Origin of the sequence: Streptomyces sp. NPDC057963 (assembly GCF_042887155.1) — a bacterium.
Lineage (GTDB): Bacteria > Actinomycetota > Actinomycetes > Streptomycetales > Streptomycetaceae > Streptomyces.
The window spans coordinates 314,401-332,978 of record NZ_JBHVPX010000010.1 but is presented as its reverse complement, the minus strand read 5'-3'; the positions used below and the strand labels follow the sequence as shown (position 1 = coordinate 332,978).

17 protein-coding genes are annotated in these 18,578 nt (G+C 70.8%); 2 read left to right on the top strand and 15 right to left on the bottom strand.

The window, feature by feature from the left end; all coding sequences use genetic code 11:
* Positions 1–45: 45 nt before the first annotated feature.
* From ACFVT1_RS24590 to ACFVT1_RS24565, 6 genes are all read right to left on the bottom strand, one after another.
* Positions 46–1,833 (bottom strand): ABC transporter ATP-binding protein, encoded by a 1,788-nt coding sequence (locus ACFVT1_RS24590; protein WP_389799066.1) that lies wholly within the window; start codon positions 1,831–1,833, stop codon positions 46–48.
* A gap of 46 nt (positions 1,834–1,879) precedes the next feature.
* A complete protein-coding gene (locus tag ACFVT1_RS24585) occupies positions 1,880–2,926 on the bottom strand; it encodes an iron-siderophore ABC transporter substrate-binding protein (protein WP_389799063.1) in 1,047 nt (348 codons plus the stop codon).
* A 180-nt stretch (positions 2,927–3,106) separates the two neighbouring features.
* On the bottom strand, positions 3,107–3,985 hold the full coding sequence (locus ACFVT1_RS24580; protein WP_389799060.1) for an ABC transporter ATP-binding protein: 879 nt from the start codon (positions 3,983–3,985) through the stop codon (positions 3,107–3,109).
* 39 nt (positions 3,986–4,024) lie between these two features.
* A complete protein-coding gene (locus ACFVT1_RS24575; RefSeq protein WP_389799057.1) occupies positions 4,025–5,086 on the bottom strand; it encodes a FecCD family ABC transporter permease in 1,062 nt (353 codons plus the stop codon).
* A complete protein-coding gene (locus tag ACFVT1_RS24570) occupies positions 5,083–6,141 on the bottom strand; it encodes a FecCD family ABC transporter permease (RefSeq protein WP_389799127.1) in 1,059 nt (352 codons plus the stop codon). The genes ACFVT1_RS24575 and ACFVT1_RS24570 overlap by 4 nt, the downstream gene beginning before the upstream one ends.
* Before the next feature lie 192 nt (positions 6,142–6,333).
* Positions 6,334–7,698, bottom strand: coding sequence for a lysine N(6)-hydroxylase/L-ornithine N(5)-oxygenase family protein (locus ACFVT1_RS24565; RefSeq protein ID WP_389799055.1), 1,365 nt, complete (start codon positions 7,696–7,698; stop codon positions 6,334–6,336).
* A 248-nt stretch (positions 7,699–7,946) separates the two neighbouring features.
* On the opposite strand from ACFVT1_RS24565, the gene ACFVT1_RS24560 reads away from it, so the two are divergent.
* Positions 7,947–8,894, top strand: coding sequence for a methionyl-tRNA formyltransferase (locus tag ACFVT1_RS24560; RefSeq protein WP_389799053.1), 948 nt, complete (start codon positions 7,947–7,949; stop codon positions 8,892–8,894).
* A gap of 79 nt (positions 8,895–8,973) precedes the next feature.
* Here ACFVT1_RS24560 and ACFVT1_RS24555 read toward each other — a convergent pair whose 3' ends face one another.
* From ACFVT1_RS24555 to ACFVT1_RS24530, 6 genes are all read right to left on the bottom strand, one after another.
* Positions 8,974–9,564, bottom strand: a complete 591-nt coding sequence (locus ACFVT1_RS24555; RefSeq protein ID WP_389799051.1) for a hypothetical protein — start codon at positions 9,562–9,564, stop codon at positions 8,974–8,976.
* A gap of 14 nt (positions 9,565–9,578) precedes the next feature.
* On the bottom strand, positions 9,579–10,742 hold the full coding sequence (locus ACFVT1_RS24550; protein WP_072486134.1) for an ROK family glucokinase: 1,164 nt from the start codon (positions 10,740–10,742) through the stop codon (positions 9,579–9,581).
* A 132-nt stretch (positions 10,743–10,874) separates the two neighbouring features.
* Entirely contained in the window at positions 10,875–11,735 is an 861-nt protein-coding gene (locus ACFVT1_RS24545; protein WP_389799047.1) for an ATP-binding cassette domain-containing protein, read from the bottom strand.
* Positions 11,732–12,784: an ABC transporter permease gene (locus ACFVT1_RS24540; protein ID WP_389799044.1), complete on the bottom strand. Its 1,053-nt coding sequence runs from the start codon at positions 12,782–12,784 to the stop codon at positions 11,732–11,734. Before ACFVT1_RS24540 ends, ACFVT1_RS24545 begins: the two co-directional genes overlap by 4 nt.
* The gene (locus tag ACFVT1_RS24535; RefSeq protein ID WP_362197330.1) at positions 12,781–13,764 is read right to left on the bottom strand and encodes a sugar ABC transporter substrate-binding protein; all 984 of its coding nucleotides are present in this window, start codon (positions 13,762–13,764) and stop codon (positions 12,781–12,783) included. Before ACFVT1_RS24535 ends, ACFVT1_RS24540 begins: the two co-directional genes overlap by 4 nt.
* A 429-nt stretch (positions 13,765–14,193) precedes the next feature.
* The gene (locus ACFVT1_RS24530; RefSeq protein WP_389799041.1) at positions 14,194–14,952 is read right to left on the bottom strand and encodes a GntR family transcriptional regulator; all 759 of its coding nucleotides are present in this window, start codon (positions 14,950–14,952) and stop codon (positions 14,194–14,196) included.
* Between the two features lie 137 nt (positions 14,953–15,089).
* Between ACFVT1_RS24530 and ACFVT1_RS24525 the strand changes: the two genes are divergently transcribed.
* Positions 15,090–16,130, top strand: a complete 1,041-nt coding sequence (locus ACFVT1_RS24525; RefSeq protein ID WP_389799038.1) for a Gfo/Idh/MocA family oxidoreductase — start codon at positions 15,090–15,092, stop codon at positions 16,128–16,130.
* Positions 16,131–16,152: 22 nt separating this feature from the next.
* On the opposite strand, the gene ACFVT1_RS24520 is transcribed toward ACFVT1_RS24525, so the two are convergent.
* Genes ACFVT1_RS24520 through ACFVT1_RS24510 form a run of 3 tightly spaced genes read right to left on the bottom strand, consistent with a single transcriptional unit; the run spans position 16,153 to position 18,564 of the window.
* Positions 16,153–16,575, bottom strand: a complete 423-nt coding sequence (locus ACFVT1_RS24520; protein ID WP_389799036.1) for a PaaI family thioesterase — start codon at positions 16,573–16,575, stop codon at positions 16,153–16,155.
* A gap of 16 nt (positions 16,576–16,591) precedes the next feature.
* The gene (locus ACFVT1_RS24515; RefSeq protein WP_389799033.1) at positions 16,592–17,782 is read right to left on the bottom strand and encodes a cytochrome P450; all 1,191 of its coding nucleotides are present in this window, start codon (positions 17,780–17,782) and stop codon (positions 16,592–16,594) included.
* 50 nt (positions 17,783–17,832) lie between these two features.
* Positions 17,833–18,564: a response regulator gene (locus ACFVT1_RS24510; RefSeq protein WP_389799031.1), complete on the bottom strand. Its 732-nt coding sequence runs from the start codon at positions 18,562–18,564 to the stop codon at positions 17,833–17,835.
* Between the last annotated feature and the right edge of the window lie 14 nt (positions 18,565–18,578).

The following is an 18,578-nucleotide window of genomic DNA, read 5'->3' as shown; positions in this document are numbered from 1 at the left end:
ATCCTTCCAAGGTATGCAGGTCAGCCTAACTTAACCAAGGCTTACCTAACTACCCTCTCGCCAGGCGCGCCAGAGACGCGCGTACCGGCCGCCCAGGGCCACCAACTCCCCGTGCGTTCCCTCCTCCACGACGCGTCCCGCGTCCAGCACGGCGATCCGGTCCGCCGCCATCGCCTGGGTCAGCCGGTGCGCCACGAACAGCGTGGTCCGGCCCGAGCACGCGGCCAGCACGGCCCGCTCCAGCTCGGCGGCGCCCTCGCTGCCCGCCTCCGCGGTCGACTCGTCGAGCACCACCACCGGAGAGCGGCCCAACACCAGCCGGGCCAGGGCGATCTGGGCGACCTTGGTGACGTCCAGGCGCTCACCGCCCTCACCGACCATGGTGTTCAGCCCGTCGGGCAGCAGCTCGAACCACCCGTCGGCGCCGACCGTGCGCAACGCGTCCATCAGCCGGGCATCGCTCGCCTCGGGCGCGGCGAGCCGCAGGTCGTCGGCGAGCGAACCCGAGAACACGTGCGTCTCCTGCGTCAGGATGCTCACCAGGGCCCGCGCCCCGGCCTCGTCCAGACCGGCGAGGTCGTGCGACCCGATGCGCACCGACCCGGCCTGCGGGGTCCCGATGCCGGCGATCAGCGCGGCCAGGGTCGACTTGCCCGCCCCCGTCGCCCCCACCAGGGCGAGCGAGCCGCCGGCCGGGATGGACAGGTTCACCTCCCGCAGCACCGGTTCCTCGCTGTCGGGATAGCTGAAGGTCAGCCCCTCCACCGTCACCGGGTGCGGCCCGGCGTCCGCCGGTGCGACGGACGTGTCGCCCACCAACCGGTCCTCCGCGGGCTCCCCCAGCACCCCGACCAGCCGGGTGAGGCTCGCGCCCGACTTCTGCGCCTCGTCGAAGGTGAACATGATGGCGCCCAGCGGGGTGAACAGCCGGTGGAACATCAGCGGGGCCGCCGACACCTCGCCCAGAGTGGCGGCGTCGGCCTCCAACAGGGCGTACCCGACCACAAGGATCAGGACCAGCCCGATGAACTCGGCGCGGTTCTCCCTGCCGACGAACCGGCCGAAGAACCGGAACACCTCGACGCCGAGCTCGCGCACCCGCCACGACTCGTGGGTGACCTTCTCGCGGACGGCGTCCTCAAGGCGGTACGCGCGGACCGTGTCGATCCCGTTCAGACCGCTGATCAGCGCCTGCGCACGGTCGGCCTGGGCCGCCCGCTGCTTCTGGTAGAGCGGTGCGGACCGGGGCAGATACCAGCGCAGGGCCAGCGCGTACGCGGGCAGCGCGCCTGCGCCGGCCAGGCCGAGCCGCCAGTCCAGTCCGAACATGCCGGCCGTGGCGATGACGACCAGCACGCCCGCCGAGAAGACCGTGGGGACGGCCGTCCGGATGCCCTTGGACAGCACGGCCACGTCGTCACCGACCCGGGACAGCACGTCGCCCCGGCCGACCTGCTCGATGCGTGCGCTCGGCATCCCCAGCACCGCGCGGACGGCGCCTTCCCGCAGCCGTGCGAGCAGATCCGCTCCCAGCCGTCCGATCAGGTACGTGGACACAGCAGTGGCCGCCGCGCCGAGCAGCGCGGCGGCCCCCATCAACACCCCGACCGTGACCAGCACCGAGCGCGATTGGTCCTTGACCACCCCGTCGACCACCCGGCCCAGCAGGAGCACCGGGAGCACCTGGAGCGCCGCCCCGGCCACCGTGGTGAACACGGTGGAGGCCGTCAGCCACGGGGCCCGGCGGCAGTGCGAAGCGACCCAACCGGTGGCCTCGCCTCCGGTCGCCGTGCGCAGAGTTGCCGGGGCGACGCGGGTGTCGGTGTCGCTCACGCCGCGGCCAGGTCTCGCCGGGGACGGGACAGTTCGATCGCCATGTCTAGCCGACCGACTTGACGAGCTCGTCGATCGCGTACGGCAGGGACAGCAGGGTGCCCTGGGACATGGCCGCGCCGACCGCCGGGCCCTCGCTGTCCAGCAGGTACGACACCTTGCCGTTCTTGACGGCCGACAGGTTCTCGAACAGCTTGAACTTCTTCAGCGCCTCCGTGTCCGCCTTGTCGTTGATGACGAAGATGCGGTCGACGTCGACCAGGTCGACGCGCTCGGGGGACAGCACGGTGAAGAACTTGCCGTCGGCGATCTCGTCGATCTTCGTCGCACCCTTGTAGCCGATGCCCGTCACCAGCCGTCCGCGCGCGTCGGTGGTGGTGAACGGCGCGAGCGAGTCCTTGTACCAGGACAGCGCGACGGCGGTCTGGTTCGCGAACTCCGGGTGGGCCTTGCCCGCCGCGTCGAGCTTGTCCTGGATGCCCTGCACCAGCTCGGCGCCCTCGTCCTCCTTGCCGAGCGCCTTGGCGATGTGCACCGCGTTGTCCTGCCACGGCGCGCTGAAGGGCTCCTTCTCGCCCTTGGTGCGGCCCACCGTCGGGGCAATCCTGGAGAGCTTCTCGTAGGCGGCCTGGTCGATCTCGGAGTAGACCGCGACGATCAGGTCCGGCCGCAGGGAGGCGATCTTCTCGTAGTTGGGGCCCGAGTCACCGTTCTTCATGACGACCTCGGGGCGGGTGTCGCCCCACTTGTCCTTCACCCAGGGCCACTGGGTGTTGATGTCGGGGGACTTGCCCGCCGGGTTCGGGTACTGGTCGACCATGCCGACCGGCTTGATGCCGAGCGCCAGGATGGCCTGGTCGTCCGTGTAGCCCACGGAGACGACCCGCCGGGGTGCCTTGGTGACCTTCGTGGATCCGAATGCGTGCTCCACGGTGACCGGGAACGCGCCGGCGGCGGCCGGGGCGTCGTCGCCCTTCTTGTCCGCCGGGTCGGAACCGCATCCCGCGAGGAGGCCGACGCCGAGGGCCGCGGCGGACAGAACCGCCGCCAGCCGCCGCCACGGCTTCACAAGCGTCGTTCGATGGAGAAGCATCCGGAATCCCTTGCCTTCGCGCTGCCCACTGCACCCCTGCGTAAGGGCAGCCAACCTTGTCCTGCGTAAGTAAGGTCAGCCTAGCCTAACCATCAAACTTTCCCTCACCGGGCACGAGTTGGCCCCTCACCCGCCTGCATCGCCCCGTCGCCCCGGTCGCCAGGGATCACGGGACAGCCCTCAGGGGTCGAGCCGGACGTGCGTACGGCCTATCGGCACGATGAGCGGCCGATCGCCCACCGGGTCGTCGATCACCGCGGCGTGCAGCCCGAACGCCTCGTGCAGCAACTCGGCGGTGATCACGTCCCGCGGGTGCCCCTGCGCCAGGATCGATCCCGCCCGCATCACGACGAGGTTGTCGCTGTAGCGCGTGGCCAGATTGAGGTCGTGCAGCACCATGACCACGGTGCACCCCGACTCGTGCAGGTCGTCCACCAGGTCGAGCACGTCGATCGCGTGCGCCAGGTCCAGATAGGTGGTCGGCTCGTCCAGCAGCAGCAGATCGGTGCCTTGGGCCAGGGTCATCGAGATCCAGACGCGCTGGCGCTGCCCGCCGGAGAGCGAGTCGACCGGGCGGTCGGCCAACTCGGACACTCCGGTCATGGCCAGCGCACGCTCCACGACTCCGGCGTCGTCCGACGACCACTGCCGCAGCCAACTCTGGTGCGGATGGCGCCCCCTGGCGACCAGGTCGGCCACCGTCAGCCCCTCCGGCGCGACCGGCGCCTGCGGCAGTAGACCGAGCTTCTTCGCCACGTCCCTGGTCTTCAGCTTGACGATGTCCTCGCCATCCAGCACGACCGTCCCCCTGGCCGGCTTGAGCAGCCGTGTCAGGGTGCGCAACAGGGTGGACTTCCCACAGCCGTTGGGGCCGATGATCGTGGTGATCACCCCCGGGGGAATCGCCACGTCGAGATCGTCGATGACCGTCTGGCCGCTGTATCCGACCGTGACTCCCCTGGCTGCCAGCCGTGAGACGTCCTCGCCTCCGGATTCGCGCCCGGATTCGGCCCCGGATCCGACCCCGGATTCGGCCTCGGTGATGAACTGAGCGGCCACAAGCCCCCCTTGATTAGGTTCGCCTTACTTTTCTACCATCTACCTGAGGTTCGCCCGCACCAGCAGATGGACGAGGAACGGGCCGCCGATCGCGGCCGTGACCACACCGACCGGGAGGGTGATCGGCAGCGCCGTGCGCGCGACCAGGTCCGAGCCGATCAGCAGCAGCGCTCCGACCAGGCCCGAAGCCACCATCGGCGGCGTCGGGTACTTCGCCAGACGCATCGCCACCTGCGGCGCCACCAGAGCGACGAACGGAACCGGGCCCGCCGCGCTCACCGCCACAGCGGCCAGCAGGACCGCGCACAGCAGCAGGATCGCCCGCACCCTCGTGTACCGGACGCCCAGCCCGGCGGCGACCTCGTCGCCGAGGTGCATCGGCTTGAACTGGAACGCGGCAGCGGCCGCGACGACGACGAGGACGAGCGTGCACCAGAACGCCACCCGGACCGCGTCCCACGACCGGTCCTCCAACGAGCCGACCAGCCACGCCTGGGCCCTGGCCACGTCCCTGATGTCGGCCGAGACCAGCAGCCAGGTCGTGATCGCCTCCGTCACGGCGCTCACCGAGATGCCGATGAGGATGAGCCGGAAGCCGTCGATCCCGCGCCGCCACGCCAGGAAGTACACCAGCAGCCCGGTGCCGAGACCGCCCGCGAGCGCCGCCGCGGACAGGCCCACCGAGCTGACGACCGCCGCGGCGGCCCCGCCCGACACCGTCACCAGTAACACCGCGACCGCACCGGCTCCCCCGGTGATGCCCAGGATGTCCGGGCTGGCGAGCGGATTGCGCGCGACGGACTGCGTGATCGCCCCGGACATCCCCAGCGCGATCCCCACGACGAGGCCGGCCAGGGCCCGCGGCATCCGCAGGTCCATGACCACGAACTCGTCGACCTGTTCACCCCGGCCGAGGATCGTGGCGATCACCCGGGACAGGCCGATGGGGAAGTCCCCGACGCCGATGGAGAGGCAGAACACCAGGAAGGTCGCCGCCATCAGCAGCAGCGTGACCAGGACGAGCCAGGGCCGCCATACGAACGACACGTGGCCGAGCCGCACGCCCGGCGCCACCGATGGATTCACGTCTGCCCCGTTCATGCGTTCTTGAACTTTCCCCGCCACACCAGAACCGCGAAGAACGGGGCGCCGAGAAGGGCGACCACGACGCCCGCGTCCAACTCCCCCGGCCGCACCACCAAGCGCCCCACGATGTCGCAGACCAGCAGGACGGCGGATCCGAGCAGACCCGCGTACGGCACCAGCCAGCGGTAGTCCGGCCCGGTCAGGTACCGGGCCACGTGGGCCACCATGAGCCCGAGAAACGCGATGGGGCCGCACGCCGCCGTGGCCGCACCCGCCAGCAGGGTGATGGCGACGATGCCTGTCGTCCGGCTCAGCGCGATGTTCACTCCCAGCCCCCGTGCCACGTCGTCGCCCAGGTTGAGCAGGTTGAGAGCGGGCAGGGTCGTCAGCGCCAGCACCAGTCCGACCGCTATGAACGCGGTCACCGGCCAGATGACGTCGAATCCGGCACCGGCCACGGAGCCCGCGTTCCAGAACCGCAGCGCGTTCAGCGACTTCTGGTCGGACAGCGCGACCGCCGTGGTCATCGCCGCGAGGAACACCGTGATCCCTTGCCCGGCCAGGGCGAGCGTCAACGGGTTGCCCGCTCCCCGGCCGACACTCGCAAGACCGAAGACGACGACACCGGCGACCGCCGCTCCCGCGAAGGCGAACCAGACGTACTGGAACGGGTCGGCGAACCCGAACACCGCGATCACCGACACCACGGCGAAGGAGGCGCCGGAGTTCACCCCCAACAGGCCCGTGTCGGCGATGGGGTTGCGCGTGTACCCCTGGATCAGCGCACCGCCGACCCCCAGGGCGGTGCCCGCCACGATCGCGAGGACCGTCCGGGGCACCCGCACCGTCTGCACGATGAGCCTGATCTCGGTGAGCCGCTGGTCGGACTCGGGCACCGCGAACAGGCCGTGCCAGACCTCGGCGGGACTCAACGCCCGTGCGCCGACGGCCAACGAGACCGCCGCGGCGACCACGAGGATCACCACAAGCATGCCCAACCCCACCACCCGCCGCCGACGGGCTCCTGTCGTGCCCCCGGGCGCGGGGCGCTCAACTGCAGTCGTGCACATGTCGAGGTACGCCATCCCTTTGATCCACCGGGGACGCATGGCCGGTTGGACCCCCGGCCTCGGACGAGGCCGGGGTGCGCCCACACCGCCGCTTGCGCCCCGGTCCCCTTGCGGAGCGTTGCGGAACGGGTGCGCGCTCAGCTCGACCGGTGACGGAACCAGGGCGTGCCGGGCGCTGAACCCGTGGGCGGATTAGGGCCTCTCGCGGACGGTGCCGCCGGTGCCGTCGGCGACCGGCCGGGCCTCGTCGGAGGTGGACTTGACGCCCCGGTCGAGCAGCGAGTCCAGGATCTCGCCGACCCGTATCGCGGTGTTGGACAGCAGGGACGTCGTGATGCCGTGCGTGTGCTCCGTGCCGCCCTGCAGGTAGATTCCGCAGCGCAGGCCCGGGTCCGTCGCGACGCGGTAGTCGCGCTCGACGCGGACGCGGCCCTCGTCGTCGCGCAGGCAGCGGTCGGCGACCTCACCGAGGAGGCCGAGAGGGTCGGCGGGGCTGTAGCCGGTGGCGAACACCACGACGTCGGCGTCCACGTGCGTCTCCTCGCCCGTGACGAGGGACTTCACGGTGGCACGGACGCTGTCGGGCTTCTCCTCGACGCCGGTGACCCGGGACACGTTGAGGAAGCGCAGCCGTTCGGTGCCGAGGACCTTCTCCTGGTACATCTGCCGGTACAGGTCGTCGATCAAGTCGATGTCCACCACGGAGTAGTTGGTGTTGCCGTGGTAGTCCATCAACCGGTTCTTGACGCTCTCGGGCGCGGCGAAGTAGTCGTCGACCGCCCCGGGGTCGAAGATCCGGTTGGCGAAGCTGCTGTCGTCGGCGGGGCTGTAGCCGTAGCGGGAGAAGACCGCGCAGACCTCGGCCCGGGGGAAGCGGCGGTGCAGGTAGGCGACGTTCTCCGCGGCGCTCTGCCCGGCGCCCACGACGATGAACCGCGAGGGCGAGGTGCCCTCCAATCCGCCGACCTTCCGCAGCAGATCGGAGTTGTGCCAGACGCGGTCGCCGCGCTCCACGCCCTCCGGCACGACGGGGCGCAGCCCGGTGCCTATGACGAGGTTGCGGGCCCGGTGGACCTTGAGGCCCTCTCCCGACCTGACGGTCACGTCCAGGTACTCCACCGCACCGTCGTGGACGAACGGCGTGACGGAGACGACCTCGTGGCCGTAGGAGACCATGTCGTCGACCTTGGCCGCGGCCCACTCGAAGTAGTCGTGGAACTCCACCCGCAGCGGGAAGAGGTTCTTGTGGTTGATGAAGTCGATCAGCCGGCCCTTGCTCTGCAGGTAGCAGAGGAAGCTGAACTCGCTGGCCGGATTCCGGAGCGTCACCAAGTCCTTGAGGAAGGACACCTGCATGGTGGCGTCGTCGATCAGCATGCCCCGGTGCCAGCCGAAGCCCGGCTGCTGCTCGAAGAAGTGGGCGGTGACCGGCTCCTGCCTGCCGACGTGTGTGTTGTGCTCGCTGAGCGCGATCGCCATGGCCACATTGGAGGGGCCGAAGCCGATGCCAATGAGGTCGTGGACCAGTGGTGCGTCGCCAGGAAGAACCTGTGACATGTCACTCCCATCGTGCGGGAAAGCCGCCTGTCAGGCGTGGGGGAAGGTGCGAAGAGCGGGTACGCCGACGGAGCGGCCCAGCTAAACTTAGGTGAGCCTAAGCTAATCATTCAATGCTGTCGACAGGGCAAACCGGGAGACCGGGCATTAACACCCCGTCAACCGGGCTTCGACGCCACTCTATTGCAAACTAAGGTAAGCCTTGCTTTACTTGCCGTCGGTCTGTCCCTGCCCTGAGGAGGAACCCCATGCGGGTCGTCATGTTCGGTTACCAGACCTGGGGGCACCGAACCCTGCAAGCCCTCCTGGACTCCGAGCACGACGTGGTACTGGTCGTGACGCACCCCAAGAGCGAGCACGCGTACGAGAAGATCTGGAGTGATTCCGTCGCCGACCTCGCCGAAGAGCACGGCGTACCGGTCCTGATCCGCAACCGCCCCGACGACGACGAGCTGTTCGAGCGCCTCAAGGAGGCGGACCCGGACATCATCGTGGCCAACAACTGGCGGACATGGATCCCCCCGCGAATCTACGGCCTCCCGCGCCACGGCACGCTGAACGTCCACGACTCGCTGCTGCCGAAGTACGCCGGCTTCTCCCCGCTGATCTGGGCCCTGATCAACGGCGAGCCCGAAGTGGGCGTCACCGCGCACATGATGGACGACGAACTCGACGCCGGCGACATCGTCCGGCAGGAGGCGGTCCCGGTCGGGCCGGCGGACACCGCCACCGACCTCTTCCACAAGACCGTCGACCTCATCGCCCCGGTCACCATCGGCGCACTCGGCCTCATCGCCGCCGGACAGACGGAGTTCACCAAGCAGGACCGCTCCCGGGCCAGCTTCTTCCACAAGCGGTCCACCGAGGACATCCGCATCGACTGGACCTGGCCGGCGGAAGACCTCGAACGCCTGGTCCGCGCCCAGTCCGAGCCGTACCCCAGCGCCTTCACCTTCCACAGGGGCAGGCGCCTGGAGGTCCTCGCCGCGGTCGTGTCCCAGAGCCGCTACGGCGGTACGCCCGGCCGCGTCTTCTACCGCGAGGGCGACGGCGTGGTGATCGTCGCCGGAGCCGACGCCCGCACCGGCCGCAACCACGGCCTGGCCATCACGCGCATACGCACCGAGGACGGCCGGGAGATGCCCGCGACGGAGTACTTCACCTCCATGGGCGGCTACCTGGCCAACCGCCCCTGACGCACCGGCACCACCGCGGTCCCGTGGCCGGCGCCGCCTTCACTCGCTCCGGGTCGGTGAGCGGCCCGCAGGCTTCCGGTCAGGGGGTCGCCGCGGAGACGACATAGACGACAGGGTTCATCGGATCGGTCATGTTCACGGTGATGTCCTGGGTGGGCCGCGAACCCTTGTTGGTGTGCGTGGTGCCCGCCCACGCGACGCCGGGGTTGAAGCTCCAGCCCGAGACCTCCTGGTCGCGGGCGCCGATGCTGACCTTGCCCGTCTCCAGCTCGGCCCGGCCGCTGCCCAGTCGGCTCAGGAACCGGTCCAGCCCGGCGGAGGTGGTGCGGAACTCCACGTACAGGCGGCTGGCCTTCCAGTTGTTGGTCTCGTAGTACTGCACGTCCAGCGCGTTGCCGGGCATCGGCAGCTCGAAGATCCGGCGCTGCAGCCGGGACGGCCAGCCCTCCTGGAGCCCCTGCGCGGACGCCTTGGACTCCTTGTTCTGGCCGGAGCGGCGGCTCTGGCCCGCGGAGATCAGCAGGTAACCGGCCGGAATGCCGATGAGCAGCACGATGATGGTCGCCGTGATCAGGCGGCGGCGGATCATCCGGCGCCGGTCCTGCGGCGGCCTGTCGTCGTCGGGCGGCGAGGACTGGCGCGGCAGGACGGGGTGCTCGGCTGCGGTCATGTCTGTGGGGATCCCTAGGAGGTGCGAGTGTTGCGCGTGTTACGGATGGTGCTCGCGGCCTGGTCGTAGATCTGCGCGTACCGCTCGTACCGCTCGACGCGGCGGCGGTTGGTACGGCGGAATCTGCGGGCCACCAGCCTGGCCAGGTCGGCGGCGCCGACCATACCGGCCTCCGGGCCGAGCTGCGCCTTCGCGATCCGGGCCTCGGGGCGGTAGCCGCGGCCGGTGAGGTGGCGCTTGAAGGCGTCCCTGGCGGGGCCGATCAGCAGGTCGTCGGCGGCGCTGACACCGCCTCCGATGACGAAGCAGGAGGGGTCGAGGGCGGCGGCCAGATTGGCGATGCCGACGCCGAGCCACTGGCCGATGTCCTGGAGGAGCTCGACGCACATCGCGTCGCCCTCGCGGGCCAGTTCGGTGATGAGCGGCCCGGTGATGTCGGGGATGTTCCCCTTGACGCGCTCGATGATGCCGTGGGCCACCGGGGAGTCGGCCGCGGCCAGTTCCTTGGCCTCGCGGACGAGGGCGTTGCCGGAGCTGTACTGCTCCCAGCAGCCGCGGTTCCCGCACGGGCAGCGGTGCCCGCCGGGCACCACCTGCATGTGGCCGAACTCACCGGCGACCCCGTACTTGCCGCGCTTGACCTGTCCGTCCTCCAGGATCGCGCCGCCGATGCCGGTACCGAGCGTGATCATGACGAGGTGGTCCTCGCCGCGGCCCGCTCCGAAGCGCCACTCCGCCCAGGCGGCGGTGTTGGCGTCGTTGTCGACCATGACGGGGACGACGAGGCGGGAGGCGAGGGCGTCGCGCAGCGGTTCGTCGCGCCAGGCGAGGTGCGGGGCGAACAGCACCTTGGAGCGGTCCGCGTCGACCCAGCCGGCCGCCCCGATGCCCACGGCGTGCACGTCGTGCCGGTCGGAGAGGTCCAGGACCAGCTCGACGATGGTGTCCTCGACGACCTTGGGGCTCTTGGACTTGTCCGGCGTCTCGGTGCGCAGCTGCTCCAGGATGTTGCCGTCGGCGTCGACGACACCCGCCATCACCTTCGTGCCCCCGATGTCGATGCCGACGGTGGGTACCCGCGGCGCCGTGAGGTGCGAGCGCCGCTCCCGGGTGCCCACCGTCCGCAGGACGGTGGCGCGGGCGGAGCCGCGGTGTGTGAAGTCGCGGTACGTGCTCATCGTCCCTGCGGGGTCTGGGGGGAACCGGGGCGGTGCTCCCGGCGGCGGACGGTGCCCGTCGGGCTCGATTCTGCCACTGCCGGGACACCGCGGTCGGCGGACCCGTTGGCAGGGGCCCGCACGGGCCCGTGGTCAGCGCGGGTCGTCGGTGACCGGGCGGCCGCCCAGATGGGTCGGGCCCGGGGCCCGCTCCAGCTCGTGGCCGAGCTCCTCCAGCTCGCTGCCGCCCGCCATCTGGCGGGTCAGCTCGTCCAGGGTGATGCTCGCCCGGGTGTGGCTGCCGGACATGGCGCCCCGCTTGAGCAGGACGAACCGGTCACCGACGAGATACGCGTGGTGCGGGTTGTGCGTGATGAGGACCACGCCGAGGCCGGCGTCGCGGGCGGCCGCGACGTACTTGAGGACGACGCCGGACTGCTTGACGCCCAGCGCGGCGGTCGGCTCGTCCAGGACGAGGACCTTGGCGCCGAAGTAGACGGCCCGCGCGATGGCGACACACTGGCGCTCGCCGCCGGAGAGCGTACCGATCGGCTGGTCGACGTCGCGCAGGTCGATGCCCATGCGCAGCAGCTCGGAGCGGGTCGTCTCGCGCATCAGCCGCACGTCGAGACGCTTGAAGGGGCCCGCGCCGGTGGTCGGCTCGGAGCCGAGGAAGAAGTTCCGCCAGACCGGCATGAGGGGGACAACGGCAAGGTCCTGGTAGACCGTGGCGATACCCCGGTCGAGGGCGTCGCGCGGGTTGGCGAGGGCGGTCTCCTCGCCGTCGATGAGGAAGCTTCCCGCGTCGTGCCGGTGCAGCCCCGCGATGATCTTGATCAGGGTGGACTTGCCGGCGCCGTTGTCGCCGAGGACACAGGAGATCTCCCCGGCGTGGACCTCCAGCGAGACGTCCTGGAGTGCCTTGATGTTGCCGTAGAACTTGCTGACGTGGTCGAGCTCGACGAGCGCCCGGGGGGTCGTCTCCCGGCCGGCCGGTGCCTGGGGGGCCGTCATGTCGTCGCCTCCGCGCGCTTGCGTACCCATGCGTTGAGCAGGGTGGCCAGGAGCAGCATGGCTCCGAGGAAGAACTTGAACCAGTCCGGGTTCCACTCCGCGTACACGATGCCCTTGCTGGTCATGCCGAAGATGAAGGCACCGACCGCCGAGCCGATCGCGGAGCCGTAGCCGCCGGTGATCAGGCAGCCGCCGATGACGGCCGCGATGATGTAGATCAGCTCGTTGCCGACGCCCTCGCCGGACTGCACCACGTCGTACGAGAACAGCAGGTGCTGCCCGGAGACCCAGGCGGCGAAGGCGACCCCGAGGTAGAGCCCGATCTTGGTGCGGATCACCGGGACGCCGACCGCACGGGCCGCGTCGGCCTCGCCGCCGACCGCGAAGATCCAGTTGCCGAAGCGGGTGCGCAGCAGGATCCAGGTGGCGATCGCCACGAGCACGGCCCACCACAGGATGGTGACCTTGAACTCGACGCCGCCGATGGTCCACTGCGAGGCGAAGACCTGCCGGGCCGAGTCGAAGCCCTCCATGTCGCCGATGGACTTCGTCGACACCGTCCCGCTGATCAGCTTGGTGAAGCCCAGATTGAGGCCGGTCAGCATCAGGAACGTGCCGAGCGTGATGATGAAGCTCGGCAGTTTCGTCCGGGTCAGCATGAAGCCGTTGAACGCCCCGATGGCCAGCGTGACCAGCAGCGACACGAAGACCCCGACCCAGACGTTGGCCGTCATCTGGTAGCTGGACATCGACGAGACCAGCGCGGAGCTGGTGACGAGCACACCGGCGGAGAGGTCGAACTCGCCGCCGATCATCAGCAGCGCCACCGGCGCGGCCATGATCCCGATGGTGGAGGCCGCGTAGAGCACCGTGCCGAGGCTGGAGGCGCGCAGGAAGCTGTCGGCGACGATCGAGAAGAAGATGAAGACGGCCGCGGCGCCGACCACCGAGCCGAGCTCGGGGCGGCCGAGCAGTCTGCGCAGCGGTGAGGTGCGCAGCAGCCGCTCGTCGGCCGCGGCCGGGGCGGGTGGGCCCGTGACGGTGCTCATCGGGTCCCCCGCTTCGTGTACTCCGCCAGCTCGGCGGCGTCCTTCGAGGTGATGATCTGCGGGCCGGTGAGGACCGGGCGCCCGCCGCCGAGGACGTTGCGGTTGTACCGGTAGAGCCAGAGCAGGTCGACGGCCTCGTACCCCTGGAGGTAGGGCTGCTGGTCGACGGCGAAGCCGAGGCTCTTGTCCTGGAGGGCGGTGGCGACCTTGGCGTTCAGGTCGAAGGTGTCGATCTCGGCCTTGCTGCCCGCGGTCTTCTTCGCTTTGACGGCGGCGTCCGCGAACGGCGCCCCGAGGGTGACGACCGCGTCGATGCTCTTGTCGGCCTGGAGCTTGGCCTCGATCGACGCCTGGACGTCGGGCATGTTGGTGCCCTCGACGTACAGGTTCTGCATCTGCCCGTCGAACGCCTTCTTCGCTCCGGCGCAGCGCTGCTCGTGGCCGACGTTGCCCTGCTCGTGCAGGATGCACAGAGCCTTCTTGCGACCGCGCGCGTTGAGCTCGTCGCCGACCGCCTCGCCCGCGATGGACTCGTCCTGGCCGATGTGGGTGAGCGCGCCGAACTGCTTGGACTCCGCGGAGCCCGAGTTCACCGTGATCACCGGGATGCCGGCCTTGGTGGCCTTGGCGACGACGTCCTTCATCGCGTCGGGCTTGGCGAGCGTGACGATCAGCCCGTCGACCTTCTGGTCGATGGCGGCCTGGACGAGCTGGGCCTGCTGCTGCGCCTCGTCGTTGTGCGAGTACAGGAACTTGATGTTGTCCTTGACGGCCGCCTGCTCGGCGCCCCGCTGGACGATGTCCCAGAAGGTGTCGCCGTCGCCCGAGTGGGTGACCATGGCGAAGGTCCACCGGGGCGTGTCCACCGCGGCCCGGCCCTCGGCGGCAGCCCGAGCCGCGCGCTCCTCCGCCCGCTTGCCGCCGGTGCTGCTGCATCCCACGAGGGAGACCCCCAGCACCGCCGCAAGCACGGCGCCCATCGCACGTACCCCTGTCCGAACCCTTGCCACGACGCCGTGCCCTTCTTGTGCTGCTCGCTGTGCTCTTTGGTGGGGCCGGGGACGATTCGTCCCCGGCCCGGCTGGCCAAGTATCCCCGAGTCGCCGACGGCGCCGCCCGGCAGGGGCGGCACACCTCCGCGGGCGCCGGGAGCCCCCGGCGGTGCGCGCGACGGTCCCCGGGTGCCGCGCGCGGTGTATTCCTCCAGCCGCGGTACGTCGGCGGCGGCGGTGGCCGCCGGGCCCATGGGCACCGGTTCTCCGCCGCCGATGGCGGCCGTGGCGATCCGGGGCACTGCCGTGCGCGGGGTACGCATCCGTGGGTCCGCCTTCCCTCCCGGCCGCCCGAGTGCGACTGGAGGAGTTGTAGCGGCGGGCGCACGAGACGTCAACGGGGCCGGGTGGCCGTCGTCACCGCACGAGCAGCTGGAAATCGAAGGAGTAGCGCGAGGCCCGGTAGATGTGGGAGCCGAACTCGACCGCGCGCCCGGTGTCGTCGAAGGCGGTGCGCTCCATCGTCAGCAGGGCGGCCCCTTCCGTCTCGGCGAGTACGGCCGCCTCCGCGGCGGTGGCGAGCCGCGCTCCGACGGTCTGGCGGGCGCTGTGCAGGGTGATGCCGCAGCCGCGCATCATCCGGTACAGGCCGGTGGTCTCCAGCCGGCCGGTGTCCAGGTCGACGGTCCCGAGGGGCAGCTGGTTGCGCAGCAGCGCCAGCGGCTCGTCGTACGCGTACCGCAGCCGCTCGACGAGATGGACGTCGGTGCCCTCCGCGATGCCGAGGGCGCCGGCGGCCTCGGCACCGGCGGGCTCGACGGTGTTGCGCAGCACGCGGGTCGCGGGGTGCCCGCCCGCCGCCTCCAGGTCGTCGTACAGACTGCTCAGTTCGAGCGGGCGCCGGACCCGGCTGTGCACGATCTGGGTGCCGACGCCGCGGCGGCGGACCATCAGGCCCTTGTCGACCAGTGACTGGATGGCCTGGCGGACGGTGGGCCGGGACAGGCCGAGCCGGGCCGCGAGTTCGATCTCGTTGCCGAGGAGGCTGCCGGGGGCGAGTCGGCCCTGCTCGATGGCCGCTTCCAGTTGCTGGGCCAGCTGGTAGTACAGGGGAACCGGGCTGGTGCGGTCCACACCGAGTTCGAGTGCGACGGGGTCGGTGGTGGGTTTGGGCACGCGTGGAGGGTAACCCCCGGGTCAGAAACTCCGGTAGTCAGGTCGTTCTGTTGTCCGGACAGTATGAACATCGAACAAGCCGCACCTTGTCAGGACATATGGTTGACAGCGCAGCCGGGGGGCGGCACGTTGGGTCCATGCGCATCGGACTCATCGGCACCGGCCGGATCGGTTCCTTCCACGCGGCCGTGCTGGCCCGCCATCCCGAGGTGGACGTGCTGGTGGTGGCGGACACCGACCGGGCGCGGGCGGCCGGGGTCGCCGGCCGCATCGGCGCGACGGCCGCGGACAGCGCCGCCGAGGTGTTCGGCTCGGGGGTGGACGCCGTGGTGATCGCCTCGGCCACGTCGGCGCACGCGGAGCTGATCGGGCAGGCCGCGCGGGCGGGACTGCCCGCGTTCTGCGAGAAGCCGATCGCCCTGGACCTGCCGGGGACACTCAGCGCGCTGCGCGAGGTCGAGGAGGCCGGAAGCGTCCTCCAGCTGGGCTTCATGCGCAGGTTCGACGCCGGGTACGGGGCGGCGCGCGCCGCCGTGCGGGCGGGGGTGCTGGGCCGGCTGCACACCGTGCGGGCGATGACGATGGACCCGGCGCCGCCGCCCGCCGCGTACCTGCCGCTCTCCGGGGGGCTGTACCGGGACTGCCTGGTCCATGACTTCGACATGCTGCGATGGGTGACGGGCCGCGAGGTGACCGAGGTGTACGCCACCGGATCGGACGCCGGGCCCGAGATGTTCCGGGCGGCCGGCGACGTCGACACGGCGGCGGCCCTGCTGACCCTCGACGACGGCACCCTGGCCACGGCGACGGCCACCCGCTGCAACGGCGCCGGTTACGACGTGCGGATGGAACTGGCGGGCGAGCTCGGCCAGGTCACGGTCGGCCTGGACGACCGTACGCCGGTCACCTCGGCCGAGCCGCGGGGCCCCGCCGCACCGCGCAGCCCCTGGCCGGGCTTCCTGGAACGGTTCGCCCCGGCGTACGAGGCGGAACTGGACGCGTTCGTACGGGTGGTGCGGGGCGAGCTGCCCAATCCGTGCGACGGCCGGGAGGCGTGGTACGCGCTGCTGGTCGCGGAGGCGTGCGAGGTGTCCCGCCGGGAGCGGCGCCCCGTGGAGATCGCGGAGATCGCCGCGGGCGCCGCCCGTCCGGTGGAACCGGCCCGCCCCGCCTCCTGACCGGCGGCGAGCCCCGGACGGCTCAGGAGGGCGATGTGGCGGACAGTACGGTGCCCTGCGCGACCGCGCAGAGCGTCTCGGCCCCGTCGCCTCCCGCGGCGAACAGCTCGCAGCGGACCACGGCCTGGCGGCGGCCGGTGTGCACGACCTCGGCGCGGGCGACGAGTGTGCTGCCGGTGGCGGGCCGCACGTACTGGATGGAGAAGCCGCCGGTCAGCACGGCGGGGCCGAGCGTCGTCCCGGCGGCGAAGGTGATCGAGTTGTCGGCGGCGTAGGCCAGGACTCCACCGTGCAGAAAACCGTTCTGCTGCTGGAGTTCCTGCCGGATGTCCACTTCGAGGGTGGCCGCGCCGTCCCCGAAGGCGGTGATCCGCGCCCCGACGAGGCCGCTGAACGGCTGGCTGTCGAGAACCTTCTGTGCCATCTGCAAGTCAAGTCCGGTCATGACAGAGGTTCTTACCTCACCAGCGGACGGGCAGTCGGCGCACCCCCCGGATCAGCAGCCCGGGGATCCAGTCGAACTCGCCCTCGTCCGCGTCCAGTACGAGGCCGGGGCACCGCTCCAGCAGTGTACGGATCGCGATCCGGCCCTCCATCCGGGCCAGCGGGGCACCCATGCAGAAGTGGCTGCCGTGGCCGAAGGCCAGGTGCCCTTGGGTGTCGCGGCGGATGTCGAAGGTGTCCGGCCGAGGGTAGCGGCCGTGGTCGTGGTCGGCACCCGCCAGGGAGACCAGGACCGGCTCGCCCGCCGGGATGACCCGGCCCCCGATCTCGATCTGCTCGCGGGGGAAGCGGAACGTGGCGGTCTCCACCGGGCCCTCGTAGCGCAGCATCTCCTCGACGGCGCCGTCCATCAGGCCGGGGTCGGCGCGGAGAGCGGCCAGTTGGTCCGGGTGTCCGAGCAGCGCGCGTACCCCGTTGGAGATCAGGTTGACCGTGGTCTCGTGGCCCGCGACGAGCAGCAGGAACGCCATGCCCACGAGTTCGTCGGGCGACAGGCCGTCCCCCTCCTCGTCCCGCGCCCTGACCAGCGCGCTCATCAGGTCGTCACCCGGTGAGCACCGTTTGTCCTCGATGAGCTCGCCGAGATACCGCCCCATGGCGGCCACCGTCTCGGCCTCCTCCTGCGGCGTGGCCGGATAGATGACGCCGTTCGACAGCCGGCGGAACAGCTCACGGTCCAGGTCCGGCACACCGATCAGTTCGCAGATGACGGTCATGGGCAGGGGGAAGGCCAGCGCGTCGACGAGATCGGCATGCCCCGACGGCACCATCGCGTCGAGGAGTTCGTCGGTGATCTGCTGGACGCGCGGACGCAGGGCCTCGACCCGGCGGGCGGTGAACTCCCGGGCGACGAGTTTGCGCAGCCGGGTGTGGTGCGGCGCGTCGAGCTCCAGCATGTTGGCGAAGATCGGGGAGCTCTCGACGGGCGCGCCGGGCAGCCCGCGCCAGTCCTTGCCGAGCCGCTGATCGGCGAGGGCCGCGCGGGCCTCGTCGTACCCCACCACGAGCCAGGCCCGCTCGATGTCGTCGGTGCGGACGGTGTGCACGGGGCCCGCGGCCCGCAGCTTCGCGTAGTACGGATAGGGATCCGCGGTGAAGTCCTTGACTCCACGCAGATCGACATCGGCACAGCCACTGGCATCGGACATGGGATCGCCCCTCCCGGTCTGAACGGCTCGATCGTCTCGGATCGACCGGCTCAGCCTATGCCGCCGGTTTCCGGAGCGTCGTCGTCGAGCAGGCCCGCGTCGTGCACCAACAGCGCGATCTGGACACGGTTGTTGAAGTCGAACCTGGCCAGGATCCGGGACACGTGCGTCTTCACGGTCGCCACACTGAAATGGAGCGCCGCGGCGATCTCGGCGTTGGAACAGCCATGGGCCACGGCAACGGCGACCTCGCGTTCCCGCTCGGCCAGTGCGGCGATCCGCCGCCGTGCCCGGCCGGCCCGGTCGTCGTGGCCGCTCCCCGGCCGGGTCCCGGCGGCGCGGGCCATGAGCCGGCGGGTCACCGCCGGCGACAGCACCGGATCGCCGGCCGCCACCCGCCGCACCGAGTCGACGATCTGCGCCGGAGGGGTGTCCTTCAGGACAAATCCGGCCGCTCCGGCGCGGATGGCCCGCAGCACCTGCTCGTCGGCGTGGAAGGTCGTCAGGACGATGACCTCCGGAGCGTGGGGGCGGGTACGCAGGGCCTCGGTCGCGGTCAGCCCGTCCATGGCCGGCATCCGGATGTCCATCAGCACGACATCCGGGCGGAGCCGGTCGACGAGTTCCGCCACCTCGGTGCCGTCGGCCCCCTCCCCCACGATGTCGATGTCGTCTGCGCCGCCGAGCATGAGCGCGAGTCCGGCCCGTACGAGCGGGTCGTCGTCGACGATGAGCAGCCGGACGGGCTGCGCCACGGGATCCATGGCGGTCGGGGTGGTCATGACGACAACCGTAG